Below are 22987 nucleotides of genomic sequence, written 5' to 3' on the forward strand. Positions count from 1 at the left end.
GAGAACGACAATGCGATTGCTGAGCTATCTGTTGGACGGAGAACCGCGTTACGGCGCAGCCGTCGATGGCGGTGTCGTCGATTTAACCAAGCGGATCGGCCATGACTTCTCTGATGTGAAGGCGCTGATCGCGGCCAACGCGCTTGCCGACGCGCAGGAGGCGTTGGCCGGCCAGAAACCCGATTACGCGCTCGACAAGCTCGTCCTGCTTCCGCCGGTGCTGGCCCCGGAAAAGCTGTGGTGCATCGGCGTCAACTACGCCGAACGCAACGCCGAATATAAAGACAGTTCGGACCTGCCCAAATATCCGAGCCTGTTCGTGCGCAGCATGTCGTCGATATCAGGCTCCGGTCAGCCGCTCGAGAAGCCGAAGGTGTCGGAGCAACTCGACTACGAGGGCGAACTCGTCATCGTGATCGGCCAGGGCGGCCGCCACATCCCGCGCGAAAAAGCCTGGTCGCACATCTTCGGCATGACGCTGTGCAACGAGGGCACGGTGCGGGACTGGCTGCGCCACGGCAAGTTCAACGTCACGCAGGGCAAGAACTTTGATCGCTCCGGCAGCATCGGTCCGTGGATCGTTACCGCGGACGAGCTCGATCCGCGCGGGCCTCATGACATTATCACGCGCGTCAACGGCGAAGTGCGGCAGCAGGACACCACCGAACGGCTGATGTTCCCGTTCGACTTCCTGATCTCCTACCTCTCCACCTTCGCCACCCTGAAGCCCGGCGACATGATCGTGACGGGCACGCCGACGGGGGCGGGCGCCCGCTTCGAGCCGCCGCGCTGGCTCAAGGTTGGCGACATCGTCGAGGTCGAGTCCAGCCGCATCGGCGTGCTCAGCAATACCGTGGCTGCGGAGCAATAGGTCATGCTGGACGTTGCCACGATCGAGCGCCTCGCCGCGCGCCTCGATGAGGCCGAGCGCAGCAAGGCGCTGATCCCGATGTTCTCGAAAGAGTATTCCGGTTTCACCATCGAGGATGCCTACGCCATCCAGCGCGCCTGGACCAAGCTCCAGCTCGGCCGCGGCCGTGTCATCAAAGGCCACAAGATCGGCCTGACCTCGAAGGCGATGCAGAACGCAGTCGGCATCTCCGAGCCCGATTACGGCGTGCTGTTCGCCGACATGTTCTATGCCGACGCCACGCCCATCCCGTTCGATCGCTTCCACGCGCCGCGTATCGAGGTCGAGCTCGCTTTCGTGCTGAAGGCGCCGCTGCGCGGGCCTGATTGCACCATCTTCGACGTCCTCAACGCCACCGACTATGTGACGCCGGCGCTCGAGATCCTGGAGACGCGCATGCATCGGGTCGATCCCGAGACCGGCAAGACCCGCAAGGTGATGGACACGATCTCGGACAACGCGGCCAATGCCGCGCTGGTGCTCGGGGGCCGGCCGTTCCGCCCGCTGGATGCGGATTTGCGCTGGATCGGCGCGCTCTTGTTTCGCAACGGCGAGGTCGAGGAAACCGGCCTTGCCGCCGGCGTGCTCAATCATCCCGCCAACGGCATCGCCTGGCTCGCCAACCGGCTGGCGCCGCATGACGAATATCTCGCGGCCGGTGAAGTGGTGCTGGCGGGATCGTTCACGCGTCCGGTCGACATCCGCCGCGGCGACACCTTCCACGCCGATTATGGCGCCTTCGGCTCGGTGTCGTGCCAGTTCGTCTGAACCAACAGATAAGAGGAAGCGCACCATGACCGGTCAATCGCGGCGCAAGAGCATCCATATCGGCGGCTTCAAGCACGCCAATCCGATTCCGAACGCCTGCCGCATCGGCAATCTCGTCATGTCCGGCGTCATCCTCGGCCGCGATGGCGCGACCGGCGCGATGCCGGAAAGCCTGGACGCGCAATGCGCCAACATGTTCGCGCATATGAAGGCAATTGTGGAGGCGGCCGGCGGCTCGACGGACGACATCATCAAGATGACGGTGTGGCTGAAGGATCGCACGCAGCGCGGCCCGGTGAATGTCGAGTGGCTAAAAATGTTTCCGGACGAGCATTCGCGCCCGGCGCGCCACGCGCTGCCGATGGACAACATGGACGGCGGCGCGCTGGTGCAGTGCGACTTCACCGCCGTGATCGACTGAGGGAGTTTTGTGCATGCCGACCTATCTGCCGTTCGACCCCAACCCGCGCCGCCCGATCAAGGCGCCGCCGCCGAAGACCGTCGACAGCCAGTTTCACGTGCTGGGTCCGCTGGACAAATATCCGATCCGTCCCGGCGCGGCCTATCAGATGCCGAGCGCGACCTGGGAAGCGGCGTTGCGCGTGCACAAAACGCTCGGCATCGAGCGCGGCATCATCGTGCAGACCACGACCTATGGCGCGGACCATTCCGTCGTGCTCGACGGTCTTGCGGCGATGGGCCCGAACTACCGCGGCTGCGCCAACGCGCTGGTGTTCGCGGAAGCGAACGACGCTTATCTTGCAAAGCTGCACGACGCGGGCGTCCGCGGCGCGCGCTTCAGTTTTCGTCAAGAGTTGGGCGCGGTATTGTCGGATGCCGATTTCGCCCGCGCCATCGCGCGCATCCGCGAGCTCGGCTGGTACGTCAAGATCCAGCCCGAGAAGGACGGCATTGTCTCCAGCGTCGCGAAGTACGAGAATCTCGACGTGCCGGTGCTGATCGACCATATGGCGCGGCCAGAGCCTTCGCGCGGCAAGGATGATCCGAACCTGCGCAAGATGCTCGAGCTGCTCGCCAAGGGCAATTTCTGGGTCATGCTGTCGCTCGGCGAAAAGACCTCGCAGGCCGGCCCGCCCTATGACGACGTGATCCCGATCGCGCGGACCTATATCGAGGCCGCAGTCGACCGCTGCGTCTGGGCCAGCGACTGGCCGCATCCAGTCTCCGTGAAGCAGCCGCCCAATGACGCCGACCTGCTCGAGCTGATGTTCCGCTACGCACCGGACCAGGCGACGCTGGAGAAGATCCTGGTGCACAATCCGGCGAAGCTGTTCGGGTTTCCCGACTAGAACCGTCTCCGGCGTCATTGCGAGGAGCGAAGCGACGAAGCGGTGCGCATTAATCCTTTGGTAACACCCGAGGCGCCGCGCGGCGCATTCGTGGCGTAACTGAGTTCTTAACGAATTGCCTCTAATTTGCCCATTCCCACCTCGTGATGGCCTGCCGCCTGATTCCTAAGGGCGCGGCGCCCAGCAATATCGAAGAGGCAGAATGCCGGCTTTCAAGAACCTGTTGTCCCTTCGCTCGATCGGCGCCAAGCTCGCGCTGATGACCGTGGTCGGTGCCATCTGCATGGCGCTGGTCGCCTCGACGGTGCTGTGGATCGCCCGCAATCAGCTCGTCACCGAGCGGGTCGAGAAGGCGCATGCCGCTGTCGATATCGTCTGGAACCTCGCCGACGGCTACTACAAGGCCTACAAGGCCGGCCAGATGACCGAGGAGGAGGCCAAGAAGCGCTTCCTCGAAGCCAATAATTACGTCTGGTACGAAGACCACAGCAACTACGCCTATATTTATGACTACGAGACCGGGCTGTGCGTTTCCAATCCCGGCATTCCGCAATTCGTCGGCAAGGACATGCGTCCGAACAAGGACGCCAACGGCATGCTGTTCGCGGTCGCGTTGATGGACATGGCCAGGAAGGGCCAGGGCACGTTGCGCTACGCCTTCCGCCGCAGCGGCTCAGATCCCACCCCGCTCGACAAGGTCGCCTTCACACGCGGCTTCGCGCCGTGGAACCTGATGATCGGCTCGGCCGAATACATGTCGGAGGTCGATAATTCCTTCTGGTCGATGGCGCAGACGGCTTCGATGGTCATTGCCGTGCTGATGCTGATCTCGATCCTGATCGCCTGGGCCGTTGGCCGCAGCGTCGTGAAGCCGCTCACGGGGCTGAAGGAGCGCATGGCCTCGCTCAGCACCGGCCAGTTAGAGGCGCCCGTCGCCCATGCCGATCGCCGCGATGAGATCGGCGAGATGGCGCGGACCGTCCAGGTGTTCCGCGACGCCATGATCGAGACCAACCGCATGCGCGAGCAGCAGTCGGTCACCGAGCAGCGCCAGATCGAAACCCGCAAGGTCGACATGAACCGGCTTGCCGATCAGTTCGAGCGCGAGGTCGGCGAAATCATTGAGCTGGTGTCGGTTGCCGCCGGCCAGTTAGAGGCATCGTCGACGACGCTGTCGAAGACGGCCGACACCGTCGCGCAGGTCAGTAACCGCGCCTCTACGGCGTCGAACGAAGCATCGGCGAACGTGCACTCGGTCGCAGCGGCGAGCGAGGAGCTTGCCTCCTCGATCGGCGAGATCAGCCGCCAGGTCGAGACCTCGGCGCGGATCGCGGGCGAGGCCGTCAGCCAGGCGCAGAAGACCGACTCCCGCATCAGCGAGTTGTCGCAGGCAGCGAGCCGAATCGGGGATGTCGTTGATCTCATCCAGACCATCGCCGGCCAGACCAACCTGCTGGCCTTGAACGCGACCATCGAGGCGGCGCGCGCGGGCGAGGCCGGTCGCGGCTTTGCCGTGGTGGCGTCCGAGGTGAAGACGCTTGCGGAGCAGACCGCGAAGGCGACCGACGAGATCAGCCAGCAGATCTCCGACATCCAGTCGGCAACCAAGGATTCGGTTGCGGCGATCAAGGAGATCGGGGCTACGATCGGACACATCTCGGAAATCGCGGCCGCGATCTCGACCTCGGTCGAGCAGCAGGGCTCCGCCACGCAGGAGATCTCCCGCAACGTGCAGCGCGCCGCCGCAGGCACCTCGCAGGTCGGCACCAGCATCGCCGACGTCCAGCGCGGCGCAGCCGAAACCGGCGGCGCCTCCGCCCAGGTGCAGTCGGCCGCGCAGTCGCTCGCCACCGAAAGCACCCGCCTGAAGCGCGGCGTCGCCAGCTTCATGAACTCGATCCGGGCAGCGTGACGCGCTGGCGTCACGCTCCACCTGTCTGACATCATCCCAAGGAGATGTCCTCGTGCACACTCCGCATCGTTCATGGCAAGGAAGGCAGCGCTCCGATCCGCTACTCCGGACTGACGTCGCAACGGCCGATCGAACTCATCCGCATCGACGTGACCAATACCACTTTCCAGGTTCGCCAGGGCAACGTCTTCGGTGAATGATCGGCCGTTTACCGGCTGCTGATCTCCCGCACCGACACCGGCGCACCATTGACCTCCTCGACGATGATGCCGCGAATGTCGTGCACGCCGGTCTGATCCGATCGCGATCGGCGTGAGCGCGGTGTCAGCAGCACGTGATAGGCACTGGTCAGATTGCCGCCGACGGCGAGCGCGCTCGCCATCGCCCGGCTCTGGCCGGAATAGCGCACCGAGAACGACATCACCTGGTCACGCCCGACGCTGCGCTGCCGGCTCTGCTGCCGCAACACCCTGAGCACGGCCGCCGGAATCACCGCCGTGGAGCGGCGGATTCGCGGCGCGGTCGCCTGCACCGTCTCGCCCTGCACCGCAAGCGCGACTCGTCGCTGATGGCGATCACGCCGTGCGGCAACAGTGGTCGACATCGCGCGCGCGGCCACTGGCTCAGGCGCGACCGCCGTCAGCGACGGGTCGCCATAGAGATTGAATTGTGCGATGGTCTTCAGGTCGGTCGGATCGAGCGCGCGCGGATGGCTGGTGAATTTCAGCCGCGCTTCGAGTACGGCACGCCCGCTCGAGGCGCCGTCCATCACGTTCTGGATGAAATAGCGGCAGATCAAATCGGCCTGGCCGTTCTCGCGCGCCGGTCCGTAGGCGATCGTCGTGCTGGCGAGGAAGGCGTAAGCCTCGGCGCCGAGATAGGTGTTGGTCATGCCGGGATGCGGCTGATTGCCCGACAGGGCGTAGAGCTGTCCGCCGTAGCAGCATTCCGCGGCCGCGATCGTTCCCGGCCGGATCCGCTTCGTCATGTAGACGGCGTCGGCGGCGGTCGGGTAGGCAGCCGGCCGGTTGATCGGCTGGCCGTAGAATTTCGAGGAATGCGCGGCGCCATGGCAATTGTAGAAGTGCACGCGGCTGTTCAGCAGCTTCTGCGCCCAGCGCGCATTGTGCGGCGGCACCTTCTGGAAATTGCTGTCGTTGCCGTAGAGCGCCTTGAGGGTCCGCGACGTCGAGCGCTCCCAGATCTGCGCGCCCACCGCGAAATAGTTATTGAGCTGGTCGCGGTCGACTTGCCGATAGCGCGACGCCGTCTGCAACAGGCGGACGAGATAGCGATGATCGGAGCTCGCGGTGATATCGGGCAGCCGGCCGACCACCCGCGTCGGTCCGAGAAAATCGGTGACCTCGTTGCTGTAGGGATTTTCGCACGCGTAGGGCAGGTCGCCCCAGGCGAATTTGTCGGGATCGTCGCCGCCGCGTCCTTTGAACAGTGGATTCTTGAGATCCTGGTGCGGCACCACGTCGTGCGATCCCAGGATCATGATGTAGTCAGGCGTCAGCGTGCGATAGATCGCATCGATCGCGCCTTTGGCCTGCTTGCTGTCGTCCGCTTTGGTCATGGCGCGCCCGCGCAGGCTTCGCATGCGCGAGGTCTCGTCGAGGCCGATCACGCTGGTCTGAAGCCCGCGCGTGCGATCGGCCCTTTGCAGCGTCCTGATCGCCGCGCGGATGGCCCGCAATCCCGCCGCGCCGTATTTGCTTCTGAGCTGGCCGAAATGCGTGACGATGACCTTGTCGATCTTGGTCGGCATAATTCCTCCCCGATACGGTCTTGCGATTTGCTTGGGCCGCGCCCTGGCGCGCTTGCACTGTGATTGCCCAGGGTCGCGCAATTGAAATCGGTGTCTAGCGTCTTGCCAGCGGTTGCGACGAGAAATGCTTCTCAGAAATAGCATTTCAATCTATGATTGAGGTGGCATCGATGTCAATTGTGGCCAGCGGGCGCGTTGTGCCGTGCGCCTTTCTCTGCCGCCACCGCAGGGGAAGTGTCATGAGCAAAGATGGAGACGTCTCACCTCAAGCTGCAGATGCTGCGCTGCGGGCCAAAGAGGGGAGGCCGAAGAGCAACCGGGCGCAGATCACATCCGCCGCTGTCGCCGGTTCAGAATCTCATCAAGTCGATCCGGCAAGAGGCCGGAAGAAGTGGCGTACCTGCTTGCGCGCAATTCAGATAGCGGTCTTACCGTTGCGCCGCCAGCCCGTCGCGCACCTCGGCCGCGATCTCGAACGAGCGCAGCCGCGCGGCGTGATCGTAGATCTGCCCCGTGGTCATCAGCTCGTCCGCGGCGGTGTCGGCGATCAGTGTCTTCAGCCGCTGTTCGACCACTTCGGGCGAGCCGACCGCGGAACAGGACAGCGATTGGGCCACGCCTGCCTTCTCCGCAGGCGACCACAGCGCGTCCATGTCGTCGACCGGCGGCGGCAAGGGGCCCGGCGTGCCGCGCCGCAGATTGATGAACTGCTGCTGGAGTGAAGTGAACATGCGCTGCGCCTCGGCGTCGCTTTCGGCGGCGAATACGTTGACGCCAACCATCGCATAGGGCTTGTCGAGCTGCACTGAGGGCTCGAAGCGCGCCCGGTATTCGCGCAGCGCCGGCATCATCATCGCGGGCGCGAAATGCGAGGCGAACGCGAAGGGCAGGCCGAGCATGGCCGCAAGCTGTGCGCCGAACATGCTCGAGCCGAGGATCCAGAGGGGCACCTTCAGCCCCATGCCGGGCACGGCGCGGATCGCCTGGTTCGGCTGCACGTCGCCGAGCAGCGCCTGCAATTCCAGCACGTCATGCGGAAAATTCTCGGAGCTTGTCGCAAGGTCGCGCCGCAGCGCCCGCGCGGTGAACTGGTCGGTGCCCGGCGCGCGCCCGAGCCCGAGATCGATCCGCCCGGGATAGAGCGACTCCAGCGTGCCAAACTGCTCGGCGATGATCAGCGGCGAATGGTTCGGCAGCATGATTCCGCCGGAGCCGACGCGGATCGTCTTGGTGCCGCCCGCGACATGCCCGATCACCACCGACGTCGCGGCACTGGCGATGCCCGTCATGTTGTGATGCTCGGCAAGCCAGAACCGCTTGAAGCCCCACGCCTCGGCATGTTGCGCAAGATCAAGCGAATTGCGAAACGCCTGCGCCGCATCGGCGCCCTGCCGGATGGGAGCGAGGTCGAGCACGGAGAAGGGAATCATGCGAGGAGTACCGGGTGGAGCGCGGCGTGCGCCGGAGCTTCGCATATAGGGGCCGAAGCGCAGCCCGCGAGGGCGCCGGCACCGCTTTCGACGCCTAGCACAGGCATTGCTGGTATGCCAATGTAGTGTTGTGCCAAACCCGCAGGAGGTCAGCATGCGAACGAACATCACGAACATGGTGGGAGCACTTTGCGCCATCGCAATGGTCGCGAGCGCACACGGAGCGGTGAAGGAAGAGCCGGTCACCTACACCGACGGCGAGACCACGATGAAGGGCTTCGTTGTCTACGACGACGCGACCCAGGCCAAGCGGCCCGGCATCGTCATGGTGCATGAATGGTGGGGCATCACCCCGCATATTCATAATGAGGCGCGGAAGTTCGCGGAGCAGGGCTACACAGCCTTCATCGCCGACATGTACGGGGACGGCAAGAGCGCCGACAACCCGAAGGACGCCGGTGGGCTCTCGGGATCGGTGATGAAGAGCCCGAAGGTGATGGAGCAGCGCTTCAACGCAGCGCGGGCAGAACTCGCCAAGCAGGCCTCGGTCAATCCGCAGCGGATCGGCGCCGTCGGTTACTGCTTCGGCGGCGCGGTGGTGCTGAACATGGCGCGCACTGGCGCTGATCTCGCCGCCGTTGCGGGCTTTCACGCTTCCCTTGGTCTCAACACGCCCGCGCCAGCGCCGGGAACCGTCAAGGCGAAAATCCTCATTCTCAACGGCGCCGACGACCCGTTCGTGAAGCGCGAGCAGTACGATGCGCTCAAGAAGGATTTCGACGCAGCGAAGGCCGATTATCGCATCATCGAGTATCCCGGCGCCGTGCACGCCTTCACGAACCCCGAAGCCACCGAGCTCGGCAAGAAGTTCAACCTGCCGCTCAGATACGACGCGAAGGCCGATCAGGAATCGAAAGCCGAAGCAGCCAAGCTCTTTGCCGCAACCCTCAAAAATTAAAAAAGAAGGCCACCTTCATGGTGGCCTTTTCTGAGCTAGTTCAGCGCGTAGCGCGTAGGATGGGTAGAGCACTTGCAAAACCCATCATGCTCGTCATCGAACAAAGCCTCGACGGGTTTCGCAAGTGCTCTACCCATCCTACGAAGCCGTTCGCGCGTCCCGTATCTCCGTTCACAACCATGTTATTGCGACCTATGACGCCCCTCGTCTCGACTGGGCGTTTTGTGCCTGTTGGTGTACCTTGATCGAACCGCCGCACCATCGCCGGGAGGAATTGATATGACCACTGTCGTACTCAACCGCCGCAACCTCCTCGCCGCTGGCGGCTCCGTCCTGGCAACCGGAGTTTTGGCAGCCGGGGCTTCCGGGCTCCTGCTGCCGGCTCGCGCGGATGGCGTCGCGCCGACTGAATCGATGACGGGCGGGGCGAACAACTACCGCAAGGGCGCGCCGATCGTGGATCGGATCGGAAAGGGTGGCTTCTGGATGAGCGGCACCGTGCGCCGCGCCGGCGACGGGGCTCCACTCGCCGGGCAGCGCATCCAGATCTGGGCGCACACGACCGAAGGGCAGGAGCACGAGCCGCAGAGTCATGGCGCCACGCTCACCGACAAGGACGGGGCGTTCCGGCTCGAGATGCCGCAGATCATCCCCATCTTCGGCCAGCCGCACGGTCACCTCGCCTATGACAGCGGTGAATTCAAAACCGTCTTCCTGCGACCGGTGATGCGGAGCGCGAAGGAAACCAGCCTCGAGGCGCACTTCGTCCTTCAGTCGGCCTGACCGAATTGCAAACGAAGGGGTGGAGATCGGCCCGGGTGACCCTGATCTGGGCCGCTCTCGCTTTGGTCATTGGCGTGCCGATCGCCGCTGCTGCGACAAGCGAGCAACTCGCATGGCGCGGTCCAGTCTACATCTTCGCTGGATTCGCAGGGATCGTTGCCCTCGGTCTCGTGCTCGTTCAGCCTCTGCTGATTGGCGGATACCTGCCGGGACTGTCGGCTTATCGTGGACGGCGCGCCCATCACTGGATCGGCGGCGCGCTTGCTCTGGCTGTGGTGATCCATGTCGCCGGCCTCTGGATTACCAGTCCGCCTGACATGATCGACGCCCTGACCTTCTCATCGCCAACGCCGTTCTCCCCCTTTGGCGTGACCGCGATGTGGGCCATCTTCACCGTCGCGCTTCTGGCTCTGCTGCGCCGGCGATTGGGACTGCGGCTGCGAACGTGGCGCCTCGTCCATATTCCCCTCGCGATCGTCATCGTCGCAGGCAGCGTGGCTCATTGCCTGCTGATCGAGGGGACGATGGAGACAATCTCCAAGGCGGCGCTTTGCGCAGCTGTGCTTGCGGCGACCATCAAGGTCATGGCCGACCTCTGGCGAAAGCGGACGTTGCGCGGCAGTGAACCGGGGTCTGCTTGCCGCAGATGGCGATGGGACGTATTTTAGCACGATGACTGTCAGTGCCCCCGATCTGAAAGCGTTCCTGCTCGCGACGCCGTTCTTCGGTGGTCTCACGGACGCGGGTCTCGACCTCCTGATGTCGATGCTGGTCGAATGCCACTTCGATGTCGGCGCAACCGTCGTGGCGGAAGGCGAATCGGGACGCTCGATGTTCATCGTCAAATCCGGTCGGCTGGCGGTGAGCAAACGGGCGAATTCGGGGAGCGTCATCCCGATTTCTGTTCTGGAGCCTGGCGATTTCTTCGGTGAAATGTCACTGATTGAAATGCAAAATCGTTCCGCCACGGTGATCGCGGAGAGTCCGACGGTGCTCTACGAGCTGACGGCCCAAAAACTCTACGCCTGCTACAAGGCCGATATCCACGCCTATGTGATCGTCCTGCAGAACATCAATCGCGAGCTCTGCCGACGGCTGCGCCGTGCCGACGATCGGTTCGCGGGACATCGGGTGGGTGAGGAGGATGGATAGCAGGCGCAGCGCGTAGGATTGGTAGAGCACTTGCGAAACTTCATCACGCCGGGCCACCAAACAGGGTCTCGATGGGTTTCGCTTCCGCTCTACCCATCCTCCGAGCTTGAAAATTACGCACGGAACGTCACGGATACTTTGAATGATATGGGATGTGAAATAGTCGAACAGCCTTAGCTGAATGGCGCTTGCGGGGAGACCTTGGCCTCCCCGCCTATCGTTTCCCAATTTAAGCGATTGATGATAGGTGTCCTTTTCGATTTACGCTCGTGGGCCCTGCATGAATCCAGAAACCGAAGCGCCGGAAAAACTCGCAAGAGCAAAACGGTGGCGAGACGAGTTGCGCCGGTACAAAGATTTGTTCGCCGATGCCTTCGACGAACTGCATGGAGCAGTTAGAGCAAGGGTTAAACAGCCTGGCCAATATGTGGGACCTCATCATGATTACCCAATCATGTCATCACTGGACAGCGGCTTTCCTTCTTTTCACGAGTCAGGATTTTACAACGAATCAAGTCGACGAGACTATGTTGGGACGATACGCCCTCACGGCCTTCTTGGTATTTTGGGTGCTCTGCCAGGCACGCTCGCACCGGAACTGCCGAAGGGCATTGAGCTGGCATCGTTCCTTCGAACGCACGAGATCGGGAAGCGCCTCAATCTAGGTCAACTGTCGGATAGACCAGTCGACGAATTGGTCGCTGACGCCGTAGAGCGATACATACATCTGTACGGCCTAGACACGCCTGTGGAGGAAAGGCGCCGGGACGCGCTGATTTGGCCGCTCATTTCGGGCACCATTTTTGACTCTCTTAATCTCCGCTTGGTTGTCCCCATCACACTGACCCATTTTGATGTCGATCATTTTCGATTGACAGATACAACCTACATCACTCGGTTGCCCGAGAAGTTGCAGCTGGGAAGAGCTCGGATGAGCACCTTGGGCTCAGGAGCGGTCAGAATGGTGGTTGGCGCAGCAACGCACGCGTTCGTGTCGACGGGGTGGAATTTAGAGGCCGACACTATTGCGGACGTTCCGAGGTCTCTTAAGCAGTCATCCTCTAACGTTATAGATGCTATTGACAGTTTCTTTGGGGCTCTTCGGATCGTTACGGGTATCAAGACTGGCTATGCGCAACTCCTTTGGCTGCCGAAGGACTGGGCGCTCGAGTATTTCTGCGATTTAACGCCTGTTTACGGGACAACGCTGCGTCGTTACCCAGCTGAATATGACAATTATGGCTGGACAGAAGCGAGCGCCTCCGTAACGAAAGGCCAACTGGTCGAGGTGCGCGACGTCTATAAGCGTGTCGCCGACAATCAAAGCGAGGCAATTAGACTCGCCATCAGTCGGCTCAATGGATGTCTAACGCGTTCCGATGTAGTTGATTCCATTCTCGACGGGACAATTGGGCTTGAGCTGCTCCTCGGCGATAATGACAACCAATCGCTATCGTTCAAATTGCGACTTCGGGCAGCGGCTCTTGCAATACTGCAGGGTGACCCGGCCTTTCCCGCACGTGAAGTCGTTGTTAAGGTCAAGCGTCTTTATGAGGCCCGATCGGCCATCGTCCACGGGCGACGAAAGAAACCATCCAAGAAGGCAACTGAGCCTGAAGACACGAGCAACGCGAAAGAGCGCATGTTGGCATCAGAGCTTCTAGGTTTTGTGCTCAAGGTTTTGCTAACCCATCCGCAATATCAAGACCCGCTCAAGATCGATGAAGGGCTGCTGCTTAGGGGCGATGGCGTGGTACCAGCTCAGCGCAAGCGAAGGCGCAACGCATAATCCTCCGAGCCGCTTGCATCCGGCTCCGCCGCTCGCTCCCCCAAGCACAAGCCCAAGAGGCGCTGCAGATGTCGCGCCGATAAGCGGTTGTTTTTATGAAATGAATGGTGCTGCCGGACAGCTTGGCCGCCGAATAAGGTCTCGATGGGGTTCGTTTCGCTCGGCCCATCTTACGAGCTACAAAGATTCGTAGCCCGGATGGAGCGCAGCGCAATCCGGGACGATTGCGTCCACGGCTAACGGCCTCGGATTACGCTTGCACTCCATCCGGGCTACGCTAGGCGTCGGGCAAAACACCCCGTCTTCCAAAAAAAACCCGTCAACTGTCCCCCGCAAAAATATTTTACTTTACCGAAATTCGGAATTACGGTATCTGTTCCCTATCCCGGTCCAGGGAGAGGGACGATCGTCCGTCGTAACGAACGTGGATCGGGGTGCGGTGGGCGCGGCAGCGTCGGGCACGCGAATGCGGGACCAGGGCGAGATGAACCTCGTGAGGTCCTTCTGCGTGCGGACGAACGGCGCCAACGCCCTGCGAAGCCCTTTAGGCGAAGCAAGGTGAGCTGCGTACGGCAAAACCGTGTGGTCCTGGCCGTCGTTGCTACGGTCAAGCCTTGCGGAGATGGATCGGGGCTCAACCGGGTCTCGGGCCATCGTCAATTCGCAAGGTGACGGTGACAATAGGGAACTCGTCGCCGGGGAGAGCGCGGCATAAGCCGTCAACCCACTGCGCAGGGAAGGCCGAGTGTTCGGCGACACCTGTATGCTGCTGTGCGGTCTCCTTGCGCTACACTTTCGCGCAGCGGACCGCGGGTGCCCGTCGGCACCCGGTCTTCCCTGCGCCCCTCTTCAAAGAAGCGGGCAAAAGGATAGAGCAAAGCTCGGGCATTTGCTGCCGCGAGACTGCTGATGCACGCGTGAAAATGAAATGGTGCTGCCAGACAGGATTGAACTGTCGACCTCTCCATTACCAATGGAGTGCTCTACCACTGAGCTACGGCAGCAGATGCTGGGATAAGAATCGGCCGCCACGAGGGGCCTACCAAGCGGGCCGATATCTGCCACAGGCCTCCCCGCTGTGCAAGCTTGCTGGCCTCGCCAAATCGACAAAATCGACCCCGTTACACGCCGAAATCGGCCATTTTGCCGAGAAGCGACCGGTTTTGGCTCGATTTGGTTCCCGCAAAATCCCCAGCCAATCGGGCAGTTGGCCGCGTCCGCGAATTCGACCAAATCTGGCGGCTTCGTTGTCGCGGGCCGGCCCGTGCCTCTTGAGCTGTCGTTGTACGATGGCATCCTGTGGCCGGCCAATGTGACGGGTTCCGAATGACCGACGAGAACGAGAAGAGACCAGCGACCGACTCCCGGCAGGACCGGCTGAAATCGGCGCTGCGCGAAAACCTGAAGCGGCGGAAGGTGCAGGCGCGCGAACGCGCCGCAAGCGCCGACCCCTCGCAGAATGACGATGGTTCCCTAGATGAGGGGACCGTCGGCAAGGCGGGCGGCTAATTTTTTTGAATGTGTGAGAGTGGCAATGGGGCAGGATCAACCGGAACGAACAGATGGGAGCGCGATGATGTCGCGGTTCACCCGCCCCGAACAGACCTTCCCGGCGCTGACGGCCGCCGAGATCGAGCGCATGCGGCATTTCGGCGAGCTCCGGACCTATGCGCATGGCGAGCTGCTGTTCGAGACCGGCAAGCCGGGGCCGGGCATGTTCGTCGTGCTCAAGGGCCACGTCGCCCTCACCCAGCGCGATGGGCTCGGCCACGTCACTCCGCTGATCGACCAGGGGCCGGGACAATTTTTGGCCGAGCTCAGCCAGCTCTCGGGCCGCCCGGCGCTGGTCGACGGTCGCGCCGAGGGTGATGTCGAAACGCTGCTGTTGCCGCCGGATCGGCTGCGCGCGCTGCTGGTCGCCGAGGCCGAGCTCGGCGAGCGCATCATGCGCGCGCTGATCCTGCGCCGGGTCAATCTGCTTCAGGGCGGCGTCGGCGGTGTGGTGCTGATCGGGCCGTCGCATTCGGCCGGCGTGGTGCGGTTGCAGGGCTTTCTCACCCGCAACGGCCAGCCGCATCATCTGCTCGATCCCGACCGCGATCGCGACGCAGCCGAATTGATCGCGCGCTATTCGCCACAACCCGAAGACTGGCCGCTGGTCGTCACCACCGGAGGCACCGTGCTGCGCAATCCCGGCGAGACTGAGCTTGCGCGTGCGATCGGCATGATCGGCGGCCCCCGCAACGACCGCATCTATGACGTCGCGATCGTCGGTTCCGGACCGGCGGGGCTCGCTACCGCGGTGTATGCGGCGTCCGAAGGGCTTTCGGTTGCCGTGCTCGATACCCGTGCCTTCGGCGGCCAGGCCGGCGCCAGCGCGCGCATCGAAAACTATCTCGGCTTTCCGACCGGGATTTCCGGCCAGGCGCTGACGGCGCGTGCCTTCAACCAGGCGCAAAAATTCGGCGCCGATATCATGATCCCGATGACGGTGAAGTCGCTCGACTGCACGCGCAGCGATGGCGCATTTTCGGTCGCGCTCGACGGCGGCGATCCCCTGCGCTCGCGCGCCGTGGTGGTCGCGAGCGGCGCGCGCTATCGCCGGCCGGACATGGAGAACCTCGACAAGTTCGAGGGACGCGGCGTCTGGTACTGGGCATCCCCAGTGGAGGCACGGCTTTGCGCCGGCGAGGAGGTGGCTTTGGTCGGCGCCGGCAATTCGGCAGGCCAGGCGGCGGTGTTCCTGTCGGGCCACGCCAAGAAGGTGCTGATGATCATCCGCGGCGGCGGCCTGGGGGCCAGCATGTCGCGCTATCTCATCGAGCGCATCGAAGCTACGCCGAACATCGAATTGATGTTCAACACCGAGATCTCGGCGCTCGAAGGCGACGAGGCTTCGCTGCTGCGGCGCATCCGCCTGAAGAGCCGGCTGTCTGATGACGAGGAGGTTGCCGACATCCGCAATCTCTTTCTGTTCGTCGGCGCCGATCCCGCCACCGGCTGGCTCGACGGCTGCGGCGTGACGCTCGATCGCGGCGGCTTCGTCGTCACCGGTGCGCAGTCCGAGCAGAACCAGGGCCGGCTGGTGGCGCCGTTAGAGACCTCCGTGCCCGGCGTCTACGCTGTCGGCGACGTCCGCTCAGGCTCGGTCAAGCGCGTCGGCGGCGCCATCGGCGAGGGCGCGCAGGTGGTGGCCTCCCTGCACGGCTACCTCGGCGACGCCGCAAAACCGGCGCTTTAGAGCACGATCCGGAAAAGTGTACCGCGGTTTTCCGAAAGATCGTGCTCAAACAATAAGTCAAGGAGAAGACAAGCGAACGGCAAGCGGATTGTGACTTGCGGTTTTGCCGTGTCCCACGGACTATCGCCGCGTCGCGAGGCCAATCGCCCGTGGAAGAACAAAGACTCAAAAGGGAGGACTAAATGGCTGAACTCGTCGTGCTCTACAAGACGCCCAAGGATGCTGCGGCCTTCGACAAGCATTATGCCGAGACCCACATTCCGCTCGCCAAGAAACTTCCCGGCCTGAAAAAATACGCCGTCAGCACGGGGCCTGTCGGCTCCCCCACCGGGCCTTCCGGAGTCCATCTCGTCGCCATTCTCTCCTTCAACAGCGTGGCCGACATCCAGGCAGCATTCGGCAGCGAAGCAGGCAAGGCGGCAGCGGGCGACGTGCCGAAATTCGCCAGTGGCGGCGCCGACCTGCTGATCTTCGACACCAAGGAGGTCTAAAGTCCTCGGAGCATGATCCGGAAAAGTGCGCGGCGGTTTTCCGAAAAGATCATGCTCAAACAATAGTATCGGCCCGCTGATCGCGGGCCGATGCGACGATCGATTCAACTTTCGCCGAAAACCTGCCGTCGTTTGTGACAGCGATGCAAAAAAATCAGCCATGCGTTTGTCGATTCGCACGATGACGCATGGCTACGCGCGCCTGTGTGATGCCGGCGCATATAGCAATCCGATGAGGACCGTAATACTAATCCCTTGATCTCAATGCCGAGAGTAGGAGAGATGCCATGGTACTTGGGTTGAGCCTGCCCGCCTTCACGTTGGTCCATGTCATCATCAGCCTGATCGGCATCGTCGCCGGCCTCATCGTCATGTTCGGCCTGCTCGGCTCGAAGCCGATGCCGGGCCTCACCGCGATCTTCCTGCTGTTCACGATTCTGACCAGCGCGACCGGCTTCCTGTTTCCGTTCAAGGAGCTGCTGCCGTCGCACATGATCGGCATTCTCTCGCTGGTGCTGCTCGCGATCGCCTGCATCGCGCTCTACGGCATGAAGCTCGCCGGTGCCTGGCGCCCGGTCTATGTCGTGACCGCGATGGTCTCGCTCTATTTCAACGTCTTCGTGCTGATCATCCAGTCCTTCCTGAAGGTGCCGGCGCTTGCCGCGCTCGCGCCCGCCGTGCCGCCGGCGCCGCCGTCGGGCCCGGTGTTCGCCGTGGTGCAGGGCCTCGTGCTGGTGTTCTTCGTGTTGGTGATCATCGGCGCCTGGCGCCGCTACCGGCCAATGGCATTCGTCTGATCTCTAGCTGAAGGAGCCGATCCCAATGCCCATCATCACCACCAAAGACGGCGTCGAGATATTCTTCAAGGATTGGGGTTCGGGCCAGCCGATCGTGTTCAGCCATGGCTGGCCGCTGTCGGCCGACGACTGGGACACGCAGATGCTGTTCTTCGTCAGCCACGGCTACCGCGTCATCGCCCATGACCGCCGCGGCCACGGTCGCTCGTCGCAGGTCGCCGACGGCCACGACATGGATCACTATGCCGACGATCTCGCAGCGGTGACGGCGCATCTCGACCTCAGGAAGGCCATCCACGTCGGCCATTCCACCGGCGGCGGCGAAGTCGTGCACTACATCGCGCGCCACGGCGAGAGCCGGGTGGCGAAGGCCGCGATCCTGTCCGCGGTGCCGCCGCTGATGGTGAAGACCGATGCCAATCCCGGCGGCCTGCCGAAGAGCGTGTTCGACGATTTTCAGGTCCAGCTCGCCGCCGGCCGCTCGAGCTTCTACCGCGACATCGCCGCCGGTCCCTTTTATGGCTACAACCGTCCCGGCGCCAAGCCGTCGGAAGCGGTGATCCAGAATTGGTGGCGCCAGGGCATGATGGGCGGCGCGAAGGCGCATTACGACGGCATCGTCGCGTTCTCGCAGACCGACTTCACCGAGGATCTGAAGAAGATCAGCGTGCCGGTGCTGGTGATGCATGGCGACGACGACCAGATCGTGCCCTACGCCGATTCCGCGCCGCTGTCGGCGAAGCTTCTGAAGAACGGCACGCTGAAGACCTACAAGGGCTTTCCGCACGGCATGCCGACCACGCACGCCGAGACCATCAACGCGGATCTGCTGGCGTTCTTCAAGGAGTGAGGTTGAAGAAGCTCACTTCAATATCTCCCTGATCGCATCGAAGGTCCGCTTCACGAAAGCCTCCGGCTTGTCGCGCGTACCTTCGCTGAGCCAGCTCTCGCCGCCGACGCGCATGGCGCCGGTGGCGATCATGGCGACGAGCCGGGCCTTCAGCCGGTCCGACTTGCGGCCGGAGCGTTGCGCCAGCCCGTCCGCGAGCGCGCGCTCGAGCTTTTCGTATTTGAGCTGGTCGCGGGCCTGAAGCGCGGGATTGTCGCGCTTGAGCCGCGACATCGCCGCCGCCTCGGTCGGATCGATCCGCTTGACCGCCGCCGCGATGGCATTCTCCGCCGCCGTCAGCATGGATTCGTCCGCAGGCCTTGCGAGGATCTCGGTGACCAGCGCGGCGGCTGCGTCCTCTTGCCAGGCGGCGACGACGTCCTCTTTGGAGGCGAAATAATGGAAGAAGCTGCGGCGCGAGACATCGGCGGCGGCCGCGATGTCGTCAATGGTCGTGGCCTCGAAGCCGCGCTCCAGGAACAGCGCCATCGCCGCCCGCTTCAGCCGCTCGCGGGTCTGCTGCCGCTTGCGCTGCCGCAGACCAGCCGCCGCCGGCGATTTCTCTCCGGAGGACAAGGGCTTGGCGCGTCTGCCGGGTTGCTTCGAAGCCTTCAAATTCCTTCACCTCTTGCAAATTTGCACTAAGTGCACATTTAGACCGGTCGCGGGCCTCTTCCAACCCCTGACAGCCTGGAGACAAGGCATGACCGACTGGACCACGGCAGACATCCCCTCTCTCAGCGGCAAGACTGTCGTCGTCACCGGGGCCACGGGCGGCCTCGGCTACGAGACGGCGCTGGCGCTGGCGGGCGCCGGTGCCATCGTCATACTCACCGGACGCAACGACGCAAAGGGCCTGCGGGCGATCGAGGGCATTTGCAACCGGTTTCCCAACGCGCTGATCGCCTACGAACGTCTCGACCTCGCGAGCCTCGCCTCCGTCGCCGATTTCGCCAGGCGCTTTGCCGCCAGCAACGAGCAGCTCGACCTCCTCGTCAACAATGCCGGCGTGATGGCATTGCCGAAACGGCAGCAGACCGAGGACGGTTTCGAGATGCAGCTCGGCACCAATTATTTCGGCCACTATGCGCTGACAGCACGCCTCCTGCCGCAGCTTCGCCGCGCCAAGGGACCCCGAATCGTCAATCTCTCCAGCCTCGCGCACCGCTCCGGCGCGATCAATTTCGATGATTTGCAGAGCCGGCGCTCTTACCGTCCATGGCGCGCTTATTGCCAGTCGAAGCTCGCGATGCTGATGTTCTCGCTGGAATTGCAGCGCCGCAGCGACGCGGCCGGCTGGAGTGTGAGAAGCGTTGCCGCGCATCCCGGCTATGCGCGCACCGATCTCATTCCGAATGGCCCGGGCACCAACACCTTCTCGTGGCGCGTCGGCCAGTTGTTACAGCCGTTGATCAGCCAATCCGCCGCCGAAGGCGCGCTGCCCACCCTGTTTGCGGCGACGTCGCCGGCTGCGGAGCCCGGCGGCTATTATGGTCCGAACTGGTTCTACGAATTGAAGGGGCCACCTCAGCCGGCGAGGATCATGCCGCAGGCGAAGGATTTCGCCTCCGCTGCCATGCTGTGGGATGTCTCGGCGACGCTGACCGGTGTATCCTTCGACGAGATCGCGGCCGCCGCATGAGCCGCGACGCCGTTGGGGACGTCCCGATGCAAGTCATCATCTTCGGCGCGACCGGCATGGTCGGGCAGGGTGTTTTGCGCGAGTGCCTGATCGATCCCGGCATTGAACGTGTGCTGGTGGTCGGGCGCAGCCCGACTGGTGTGCGCAACGCCAGGCTCACCGAGATCATCCATGACGATTTCACGGACTATTCGGCGATCGAAGCGCAACTCGCCGGCTTCGATGCCTGCTTCTTCTGTCTCGGCGTCTCCTCGATCGGCATGAGCGAGGAGCGCTACCGGCACCTCACCTATGACATCGCGCTCGCGGCGGCGACGACGCTTGCGCGGCTCAATCCGCAGATGACCTTCACCTATGTCACCGGGGCCGGCACCGATTCCACCGAGCAGGGCTCGCGGATGTGGGCGCGCGTCAAGGGCAAGACCGAGAACGACCTTCTCAAGCTGCCGTTCAAGGCCGCCTTCATGTTCCGGCCCGGCGCGATCCAGCCGCTGCACGGCGTGCGCTCCAAGACAGCCTGGGTGCAGGCTGTTTACGATGTGAGCTGGCCGCTCTGGGCGGTGTTGCGCCGGCTTGCGCCTCGCCTGGTCACCTCGACCGAGCAGATCGGCCGCGCCATGATCCGGGTCGCCCGCGAGGGCTATCCGCGGAAAGTGCTGGAGATGGAGGATATCAATAGCCTCTAGTCCGTCCGCCCGCTAGTTTCGCGGATATTTTGGCGCCTGCGCGCGTTGTGCCGCGTCTGTTTCGCAGGAGAAATGCCGGCGATGTCTCCCCAGCTTAAACTGATCGCGCTCGATGCCGATGATCTCGCCGTGATCTCGACCCACGTGCAGGACGCCCGCGTACAGGCCTCCGATATCATCTGGCGGCAGGGCGAGAAACGCCTGGTGGTCGGCATGAGCCGGCTGGACTGGGAGCAGACGCTGGCGGGCGAAGCCGAGCCGCGCCGGCTGGTTTCAGCGCTCCGTTTCGACCGGGTGCTCGCCTGCAAATCGCGCAACATCGATCTTGCGGCCCCGGAAACGGTTCTGGACCTCGTTGGCATCGAGTTTCACCCCCAGGACGGCCACAACGAGGAGCCCGGCGGCAGCGCGCTGCTGCTGTTCGCCGAAGGCGGCGCCATCCGCCTCGACGTCGAATGCCTGGAATGCGAGCTGACCGATCTGGGGGCGGACGATCTGGGGACGGGGCTGGGGATCGAGGGGGAGGGGTGAGGCGGTATGCCAGCGAACTTGCTCCGAAGGCGTCCCGGCCAAGGGTTGACGGCGGGGGGCCGCCGCGCCATTGAGCAGGGGGCCGTGTGACGCCGATCCGCCCCCAAAGACCAGCCAAAAGACCATCGAAAAATGCCCATTCGTCTCGACCGCAGCAGCACCGATTTTGACCAGCGATTCGCGGCCTTCCTCGCCGCCAAGCGCGAGATCTCGGCCGACGTCGAGGCCGCCGCGCGGGCGATCGTCGACGATGTGGCGAAGCGGGGCGATGCCGCCCTGCTCGAGGCCACGCAAAAATTCGACCGGCTGACGCTGGATGCGACTTCCTTGCGCGTCACCGCCGCCGAGATCGAGGCTGCTGTCAAAGCCTGCGATGCCGCGACGCTGGATGCGCTCAAGCTCGCGCGCGACCGCATCGAGACCTACCATGCCCGCCAGCTTCCGAAAGACGAGCGCTTCACCGATTCGCTCGGGGTCGAGCTCGGCTGGCGCTACACCGCGATCGAATCCGCCGGCCTCTACGTGCCTGGGGGGACTGCGGCCTATCCCTCTTCGGTGCTGATGAATGCTGTGCCAGCGAAGGTCGCGGGCGTGGCGCGCCTCGTGATGGTGGTGCCGTCGCCCGACGGCAAGCTCAACCCGCTGGTGCTGGCGGCAGCCTCGCTCGGCGGCGTCAGCGAGATCTACCGCGTCGGCGGCGCGCAGGCCGTGGCCGCGCTTGCGCACGGCACGGCGACGATCGCGCCGGTCGCAAAGATCGTCGGCCCCGGCAACGCCTACGTCGCCGCCGCAAAACGGCTGGTGTTCGGCAAGGTCGGCATCGACATGATCGCCGGCCCCTCCGAGGTGCTCGTCATTGCCGACGACACTGGCAACGCCGACTGGATCGCCGCCGACCTTTTGGCGCAGGCCGAGCACGACGCCAGCGCGCAGTCGATCCTGATCACGGACTCGGCGCGCCTTGCCGCCGATGTCGAAAAGGCCGTTGAGGCACAGTTGAAGACGCTGCCGCGTGCGGCGATCGCCAGTGCGTCCTGGGCCGATTTCGGTGCCATCATCATGGTGAAGAATCTGAGCGAGGCCATCCCGCTCGCCGACGCCATCGCCGCCGAGCATCTCGAGATCATGACGACAGATCCCGATGCGCTCGCGGCCAAGATCCGCAACGCCGGCGCGGTGTTCCTTGGGCCACATACGCCGGAAGCGATCGGCGATTATGTCGGCGGCTCCAACCACGTGCTGCCGACGGCGCGCTCGGCGCGGTTCTCCTCAGGTCTCTCGGTGCACGACTTCCTGAAGCGCACCTCGATCCTGAAATGCGGTCCGGATCAGCTCCGTGCGCTGGGACCTGCCGCAATGACGCTTGGCAAGGCGGAGGGGCTCGACGCTCATTCGCGCTCGATTGGATTGCGCCTCAATTTGTCATGACCCAGCCGCCCGAACAGGACGACTCGACCAATCGCATCGTCGCGGTCACCCTCGACGAAGATTCGATCGGCCGTTCCGGGCCCGACATCGAGCATGAGCGCGCGATCGCGATCTACGATCTGATCGAGCAGAACCTGTTCGCACCCGATGGCGCAGACGGGAAGGGGCCGTTCACGCTGCACATCGGCATCACCGGCAGCCGCCTGATGTTCGATATCCGCCGAGAGGACGGCACGCCCGTGGTCGCGCATCTGCTGTCGCTGACGCCGTTCCGGCGGATCGTGAAGGACTATTTCATGATCTGCGACAGCTACTACCAGGCGATCCGGACCGCGACGCCGGACAAGATCGAGGCCATCGACATGGGCCGCCGCGGCATCCATGACGAGGGATCGCGCACGCTGCAGGAGCGATTGAAGGGCAAGGTCCGGGTCGATTTCGAGACCTCGCGCCGGCTGTTCACGCTCATTACTGTTCTGCATTGGAAAGGTTAAACGCG

At 63.5% G+C, this 22987-nt stretch carries 23 protein-coding genes and 1 tRNA gene; 20 read left to right on the plus strand and 4 right to left on the minus strand.

Annotation, left to right across the window (positions count from 1 at the left end; all coding sequences use genetic code 11):
- Positions 1 to 10: 10 nt before the first annotated feature.
- From ABIB73_RS31510 to ABIB73_RS31530, 5 genes are all read left to right on the plus strand, one after another.
- The gene (locus ABIB73_RS31510) at positions 11 to 871 is read left to right on the plus strand and encodes a fumarylacetoacetate hydrolase family protein (protein ID WP_354230487.1); all 861 of its coding nucleotides are present in this window, start codon (positions 11 to 13) and stop codon (positions 869 to 871) included.
- Between the two features lie 3 nt (positions 872 to 874).
- On the plus strand, positions 875 to 1678 hold the full coding sequence (hpaH, locus tag ABIB73_RS31515) for a 2-oxo-hept-4-ene-1,7-dioate hydratase (RefSeq protein WP_354230488.1): 804 nt from the start codon (positions 875 to 877) through the stop codon (positions 1676 to 1678).
- Between the two features lie 25 nt (positions 1679 to 1703).
- Positions 1704 to 2099: a RidA family protein gene (locus tag ABIB73_RS31520; RefSeq protein ID WP_354230490.1), complete on the plus strand. Its 396-nt coding sequence runs from the start codon at positions 1704 to 1706 to the stop codon at positions 2097 to 2099.
- Positions 2100 to 2112: 13 nt separating this feature from the next.
- Positions 2113 to 2988 (plus strand): amidohydrolase family protein, encoded by an 876-nt coding sequence (locus tag ABIB73_RS31525; protein ID WP_354230492.1) that lies wholly within the window; start codon positions 2113 to 2115, stop codon positions 2986 to 2988.
- A gap of 202 nt (positions 2989 to 3190) precedes the next feature.
- Positions 3191 to 4900, plus strand: a complete 1710-nt coding sequence (locus tag ABIB73_RS31530; RefSeq protein WP_354230493.1) for a methyl-accepting chemotaxis protein — start codon at positions 3191 to 3193, stop codon at positions 4898 to 4900.
- 208 nt (positions 4901 to 5108) lie between these two features.
- Here the strand turns inward: ABIB73_RS31530 and ABIB73_RS31535 are convergent, their stop codons facing one another.
- Both ABIB73_RS31535 and ABIB73_RS31540 read right to left on the minus strand, forming a co-directional pair.
- The gene (locus ABIB73_RS31535; protein ID WP_354230495.1) at positions 5109 to 6671 is read right to left on the minus strand and encodes a C25 family cysteine peptidase; all 1563 of its coding nucleotides are present in this window, start codon (positions 6669 to 6671) and stop codon (positions 5109 to 5111) included.
- A 428-nt stretch (positions 6672 to 7099) separates the two neighbouring features.
- Complete coding sequence (locus ABIB73_RS31540) at positions 7100 to 8101, minus strand: LLM class flavin-dependent oxidoreductase (protein WP_354230497.1); 1002 nt, start codon at positions 8099 to 8101, stop codon at positions 7100 to 7102.
- Between the two features lie 154 nt (positions 8102 to 8255).
- Here ABIB73_RS31540 and ABIB73_RS31545 point away from each other — a divergent pair, with 154 nt between their 5' ends.
- The 5 genes from ABIB73_RS31545 (at position 8256) to ABIB73_RS31565 (ending at position 12783) form a co-directional block, all read left to right on the plus strand.
- Entirely contained in the window at positions 8256 to 9059 is an 804-nt protein-coding gene (locus ABIB73_RS31545) for a dienelactone hydrolase family protein (protein WP_354230499.1), read from the plus strand.
- A gap of 279 nt (positions 9060 to 9338) precedes the next feature.
- Positions 9339 to 9842: a peptidase associated/transthyretin-like domain-containing protein gene (locus ABIB73_RS31550; protein ID WP_354230500.1), complete on the plus strand. Its 504-nt coding sequence runs from the start codon at positions 9339 to 9341 to the stop codon at positions 9840 to 9842.
- A gap of 35 nt (positions 9843 to 9877) precedes the next feature.
- Positions 9878 to 10510 carry a ferric reductase-like transmembrane domain-containing protein gene (locus ABIB73_RS31555; RefSeq protein WP_354230502.1) on the plus strand — a complete coding sequence of 211 codons (633 nt, stop codon included), beginning with the start codon at positions 9878 to 9880 and terminating at the stop codon, positions 10508 to 10510.
- A 4-nt stretch (positions 10511 to 10514) separates the two neighbouring features.
- Positions 10515 to 10994 carry a Crp/Fnr family transcriptional regulator gene (locus ABIB73_RS31560; RefSeq protein ID WP_354230552.1) on the plus strand — a complete coding sequence of 160 codons (480 nt, stop codon included), beginning with the start codon at positions 10515 to 10517 and terminating at the stop codon, positions 10992 to 10994.
- A 280-nt stretch (positions 10995 to 11274) separates the two neighbouring features.
- Positions 11275 to 12783 carry a hypothetical protein gene (locus tag ABIB73_RS31565; protein ID WP_354230503.1) on the plus strand — a complete coding sequence of 503 codons (1509 nt, stop codon included), beginning with the start codon at positions 11275 to 11277 and terminating at the stop codon, positions 12781 to 12783.
- A 929-nt stretch (positions 12784 to 13712) separates the two neighbouring features.
- On the opposite strand, the gene ABIB73_RS31570 is transcribed toward ABIB73_RS31565, so the two are convergent.
- A tRNA-Thr gene (locus tag ABIB73_RS31570) sits at positions 13713 to 13787 on the minus strand.
- A gap of 322 nt (positions 13788 to 14109) precedes the next feature.
- Here ABIB73_RS31570 and ABIB73_RS31575 point away from each other — a divergent pair.
- The 5 genes from ABIB73_RS31575 (at position 14110) to ABIB73_RS31595 (ending at position 18162) form a co-directional block, all read left to right on the plus strand.
- Entirely contained in the window at positions 14110 to 14292 is a 183-nt protein-coding gene (locus tag ABIB73_RS31575) for a hypothetical protein (RefSeq protein WP_354230505.1), read from the plus strand.
- A 25-nt stretch (positions 14293 to 14317) separates the two neighbouring features.
- On the plus strand, positions 14318 to 16024 hold the full coding sequence (locus ABIB73_RS31580) for an FAD-dependent oxidoreductase (RefSeq protein ID WP_354230506.1): 1707 nt from the start codon (positions 14318 to 14320) through the stop codon (positions 16022 to 16024).
- A gap of 182 nt (positions 16025 to 16206) precedes the next feature.
- Positions 16207 to 16515 (plus strand): EthD family reductase, encoded by a 309-nt coding sequence (locus ABIB73_RS31585; RefSeq protein WP_354230507.1) that lies wholly within the window; start codon positions 16207 to 16209, stop codon positions 16513 to 16515.
- Between the two features lie 287 nt (positions 16516 to 16802).
- Positions 16803 to 17312 carry a hypothetical protein gene (locus ABIB73_RS31590; protein ID WP_354230509.1) on the plus strand — a complete coding sequence of 170 codons (510 nt, stop codon included), beginning with the start codon at positions 16803 to 16805 and terminating at the stop codon, positions 17310 to 17312.
- A gap of 25 nt (positions 17313 to 17337) precedes the next feature.
- Positions 17338 to 18162: an alpha/beta fold hydrolase gene (locus ABIB73_RS31595; RefSeq protein ID WP_354230510.1), complete on the plus strand. Its 825-nt coding sequence runs from the start codon at positions 17338 to 17340 to the stop codon at positions 18160 to 18162.
- A gap of 12 nt (positions 18163 to 18174) precedes the next feature.
- On the opposite strand, the gene ABIB73_RS31600 is transcribed toward ABIB73_RS31595, so the two are convergent.
- Positions 18175 to 18816 (minus strand): TetR/AcrR family transcriptional regulator, encoded by a 642-nt coding sequence (locus ABIB73_RS31600; RefSeq protein WP_354230511.1) that lies wholly within the window; start codon positions 18814 to 18816, stop codon positions 18175 to 18177.
- A gap of 88 nt (positions 18817 to 18904) precedes the next feature.
- Here ABIB73_RS31600 and ABIB73_RS31605 point away from each other — a divergent pair, with 88 nt between their 5' ends.
- The 5 genes from ABIB73_RS31605 (at position 18905) to ABIB73_RS31625 (ending at position 22982) form a co-directional block, all read left to right on the plus strand.
- Positions 18905 to 19843 carry an oxidoreductase gene (locus tag ABIB73_RS31605; protein ID WP_354230512.1) on the plus strand — a complete coding sequence of 313 codons (939 nt, stop codon included), beginning with the start codon at positions 18905 to 18907 and terminating at the stop codon, positions 19841 to 19843.
- Between the two features lie 26 nt (positions 19844 to 19869).
- Positions 19870 to 20529, plus strand: coding sequence for an NAD-dependent epimerase/dehydratase family protein (locus ABIB73_RS31610; protein ID WP_354230513.1), 660 nt, complete (start codon positions 19870 to 19872; stop codon positions 20527 to 20529).
- 81 nt (positions 20530 to 20610) lie between these two features.
- The gene (locus ABIB73_RS31615; RefSeq protein ID WP_354230554.1) at positions 20611 to 21060 is read left to right on the plus strand and encodes a DUF2948 family protein; all 450 of its coding nucleotides are present in this window, start codon (positions 20611 to 20613) and stop codon (positions 21058 to 21060) included.
- A 132-nt stretch (positions 21061 to 21192) separates the two neighbouring features.
- Positions 21193 to 22488 carry a histidinol dehydrogenase gene (gene hisD, locus ABIB73_RS31620; RefSeq protein ID WP_354230514.1) on the plus strand — a complete coding sequence of 432 codons (1296 nt, stop codon included), beginning with the start codon at positions 21193 to 21195 and terminating at the stop codon, positions 22486 to 22488.
- Positions 22485 to 22982 carry a UPF0262 family protein gene (locus ABIB73_RS31625; protein ID WP_247435946.1) on the plus strand — a complete coding sequence of 166 codons (498 nt, stop codon included), beginning with the start codon at positions 22485 to 22487 and terminating at the stop codon, positions 22980 to 22982. The genes hisD and ABIB73_RS31625 overlap by 4 nt, the downstream gene beginning before the upstream one ends.
- Positions 22983 to 22987: the final 5 nt, after the last annotated feature.

It is taken from the genome of Bradyrhizobium sp. F1.4.3 (assembly GCF_040548375.1).
Classification (GTDB): domain Bacteria; phylum Pseudomonadota; class Alphaproteobacteria; order Rhizobiales; family Xanthobacteraceae; genus Bradyrhizobium.

Bases quoted from the DNA above. Each gene is read 5' to 3' on its own strand.
- hpaH (WP_354230488.1), top strand. From the start codon at position 875: ATGCTGGACGTTGCCACGATCGAGCGCCTCGCCGCGCGCCTCGATGAG.
- ABIB73_RS31560 (WP_354230552.1), top strand. From the start codon at position 10,515: ATGACTGTCAGTGCCCCCGATCTGAAAGCGTTCCTGCTCGCGACGCCG.
- ABIB73_RS31550 (WP_354230500.1), top strand. From the start codon at position 9,339: ATGACCACTGTCGTACTCAACCGCCGCAACCTCCTCGCCGCTGGCGGC.
- ABIB73_RS31535 (WP_354230495.1), bottom strand. From the start codon at position 6,671: ATGCCGACCAAGATCGACAAGGTCATCGTCACGCATTTCGGCCAGCTC.
- ABIB73_RS31520 (WP_354230490.1), top strand. From the start codon at position 1,704: ATGACCGGTCAATCGCGGCGCAAGAGCATCCATATCGGCGGCTTCAAG.
- ABIB73_RS31585 (WP_354230507.1), top strand. From the start codon at position 16,207: ATGGCTGAACTCGTCGTGCTCTACAAGACGCCCAAGGATGCTGCGGCC.
- ABIB73_RS31595 (WP_354230510.1), top strand. From the start codon at position 17,338: ATGCCCATCATCACCACCAAAGACGGCGTCGAGATATTCTTCAAGGAT.
- hisD (WP_354230514.1), top strand. From the start codon at position 21,193: ATGCCCATTCGTCTCGACCGCAGCAGCACCGATTTTGACCAGCGATTC.
- ABIB73_RS31565 (WP_354230503.1), top strand. From the start codon at position 11,275: ATGAATCCAGAAACCGAAGCGCCGGAAAAACTCGCAAGAGCAAAACGG.
- ABIB73_RS31590 (WP_354230509.1), top strand. From the start codon at position 16,803: ATGGTACTTGGGTTGAGCCTGCCCGCCTTCACGTTGGTCCATGTCATC.
- ABIB73_RS31530 (WP_354230493.1), top strand. From the start codon at position 3,191: ATGCCGGCTTTCAAGAACCTGTTGTCCCTTCGCTCGATCGGCGCCAAG.
- ABIB73_RS31575 (WP_354230505.1), top strand. From the start codon at position 14,110: ATGACCGACGAGAACGAGAAGAGACCAGCGACCGACTCCCGGCAGGAC.
- ABIB73_RS31580 (WP_354230506.1), top strand. From the start codon at position 14,318: ATGGGGCAGGATCAACCGGAACGAACAGATGGGAGCGCGATGATGTCG.
- ABIB73_RS31625 (WP_247435946.1), top strand. From the start codon at position 22,485: ATGACCCAGCCGCCCGAACAGGACGACTCGACCAATCGCATCGTCGCG.
- ABIB73_RS31615 (WP_354230554.1), top strand. From the start codon at position 20,611: ATGTCTCCCCAGCTTAAACTGATCGCGCTCGATGCCGATGATCTCGCC.
- ABIB73_RS31510 (WP_354230487.1), top strand. From the start codon at position 11: ATGCGATTGCTGAGCTATCTGTTGGACGGAGAACCGCGTTACGGCGCA.
- ABIB73_RS31525 (WP_354230492.1), top strand. From the start codon at position 2,113: ATGCCGACCTATCTGCCGTTCGACCCCAACCCGCGCCGCCCGATCAAG.
- ABIB73_RS31605 (WP_354230512.1), top strand. From the start codon at position 18,905: ATGACCGACTGGACCACGGCAGACATCCCCTCTCTCAGCGGCAAGACT.
- ABIB73_RS31545 (WP_354230499.1), top strand. From the start codon at position 8,256: ATGCGAACGAACATCACGAACATGGTGGGAGCACTTTGCGCCATCGCA.
- ABIB73_RS31610 (WP_354230513.1), top strand. From the start codon at position 19,870: ATGCAAGTCATCATCTTCGGCGCGACCGGCATGGTCGGGCAGGGTGTT.
- ABIB73_RS31540 (WP_354230497.1), bottom strand. From the start codon at position 8,101: ATGATTCCCTTCTCCGTGCTCGACCTCGCTCCCATCCGGCAGGGCGCC.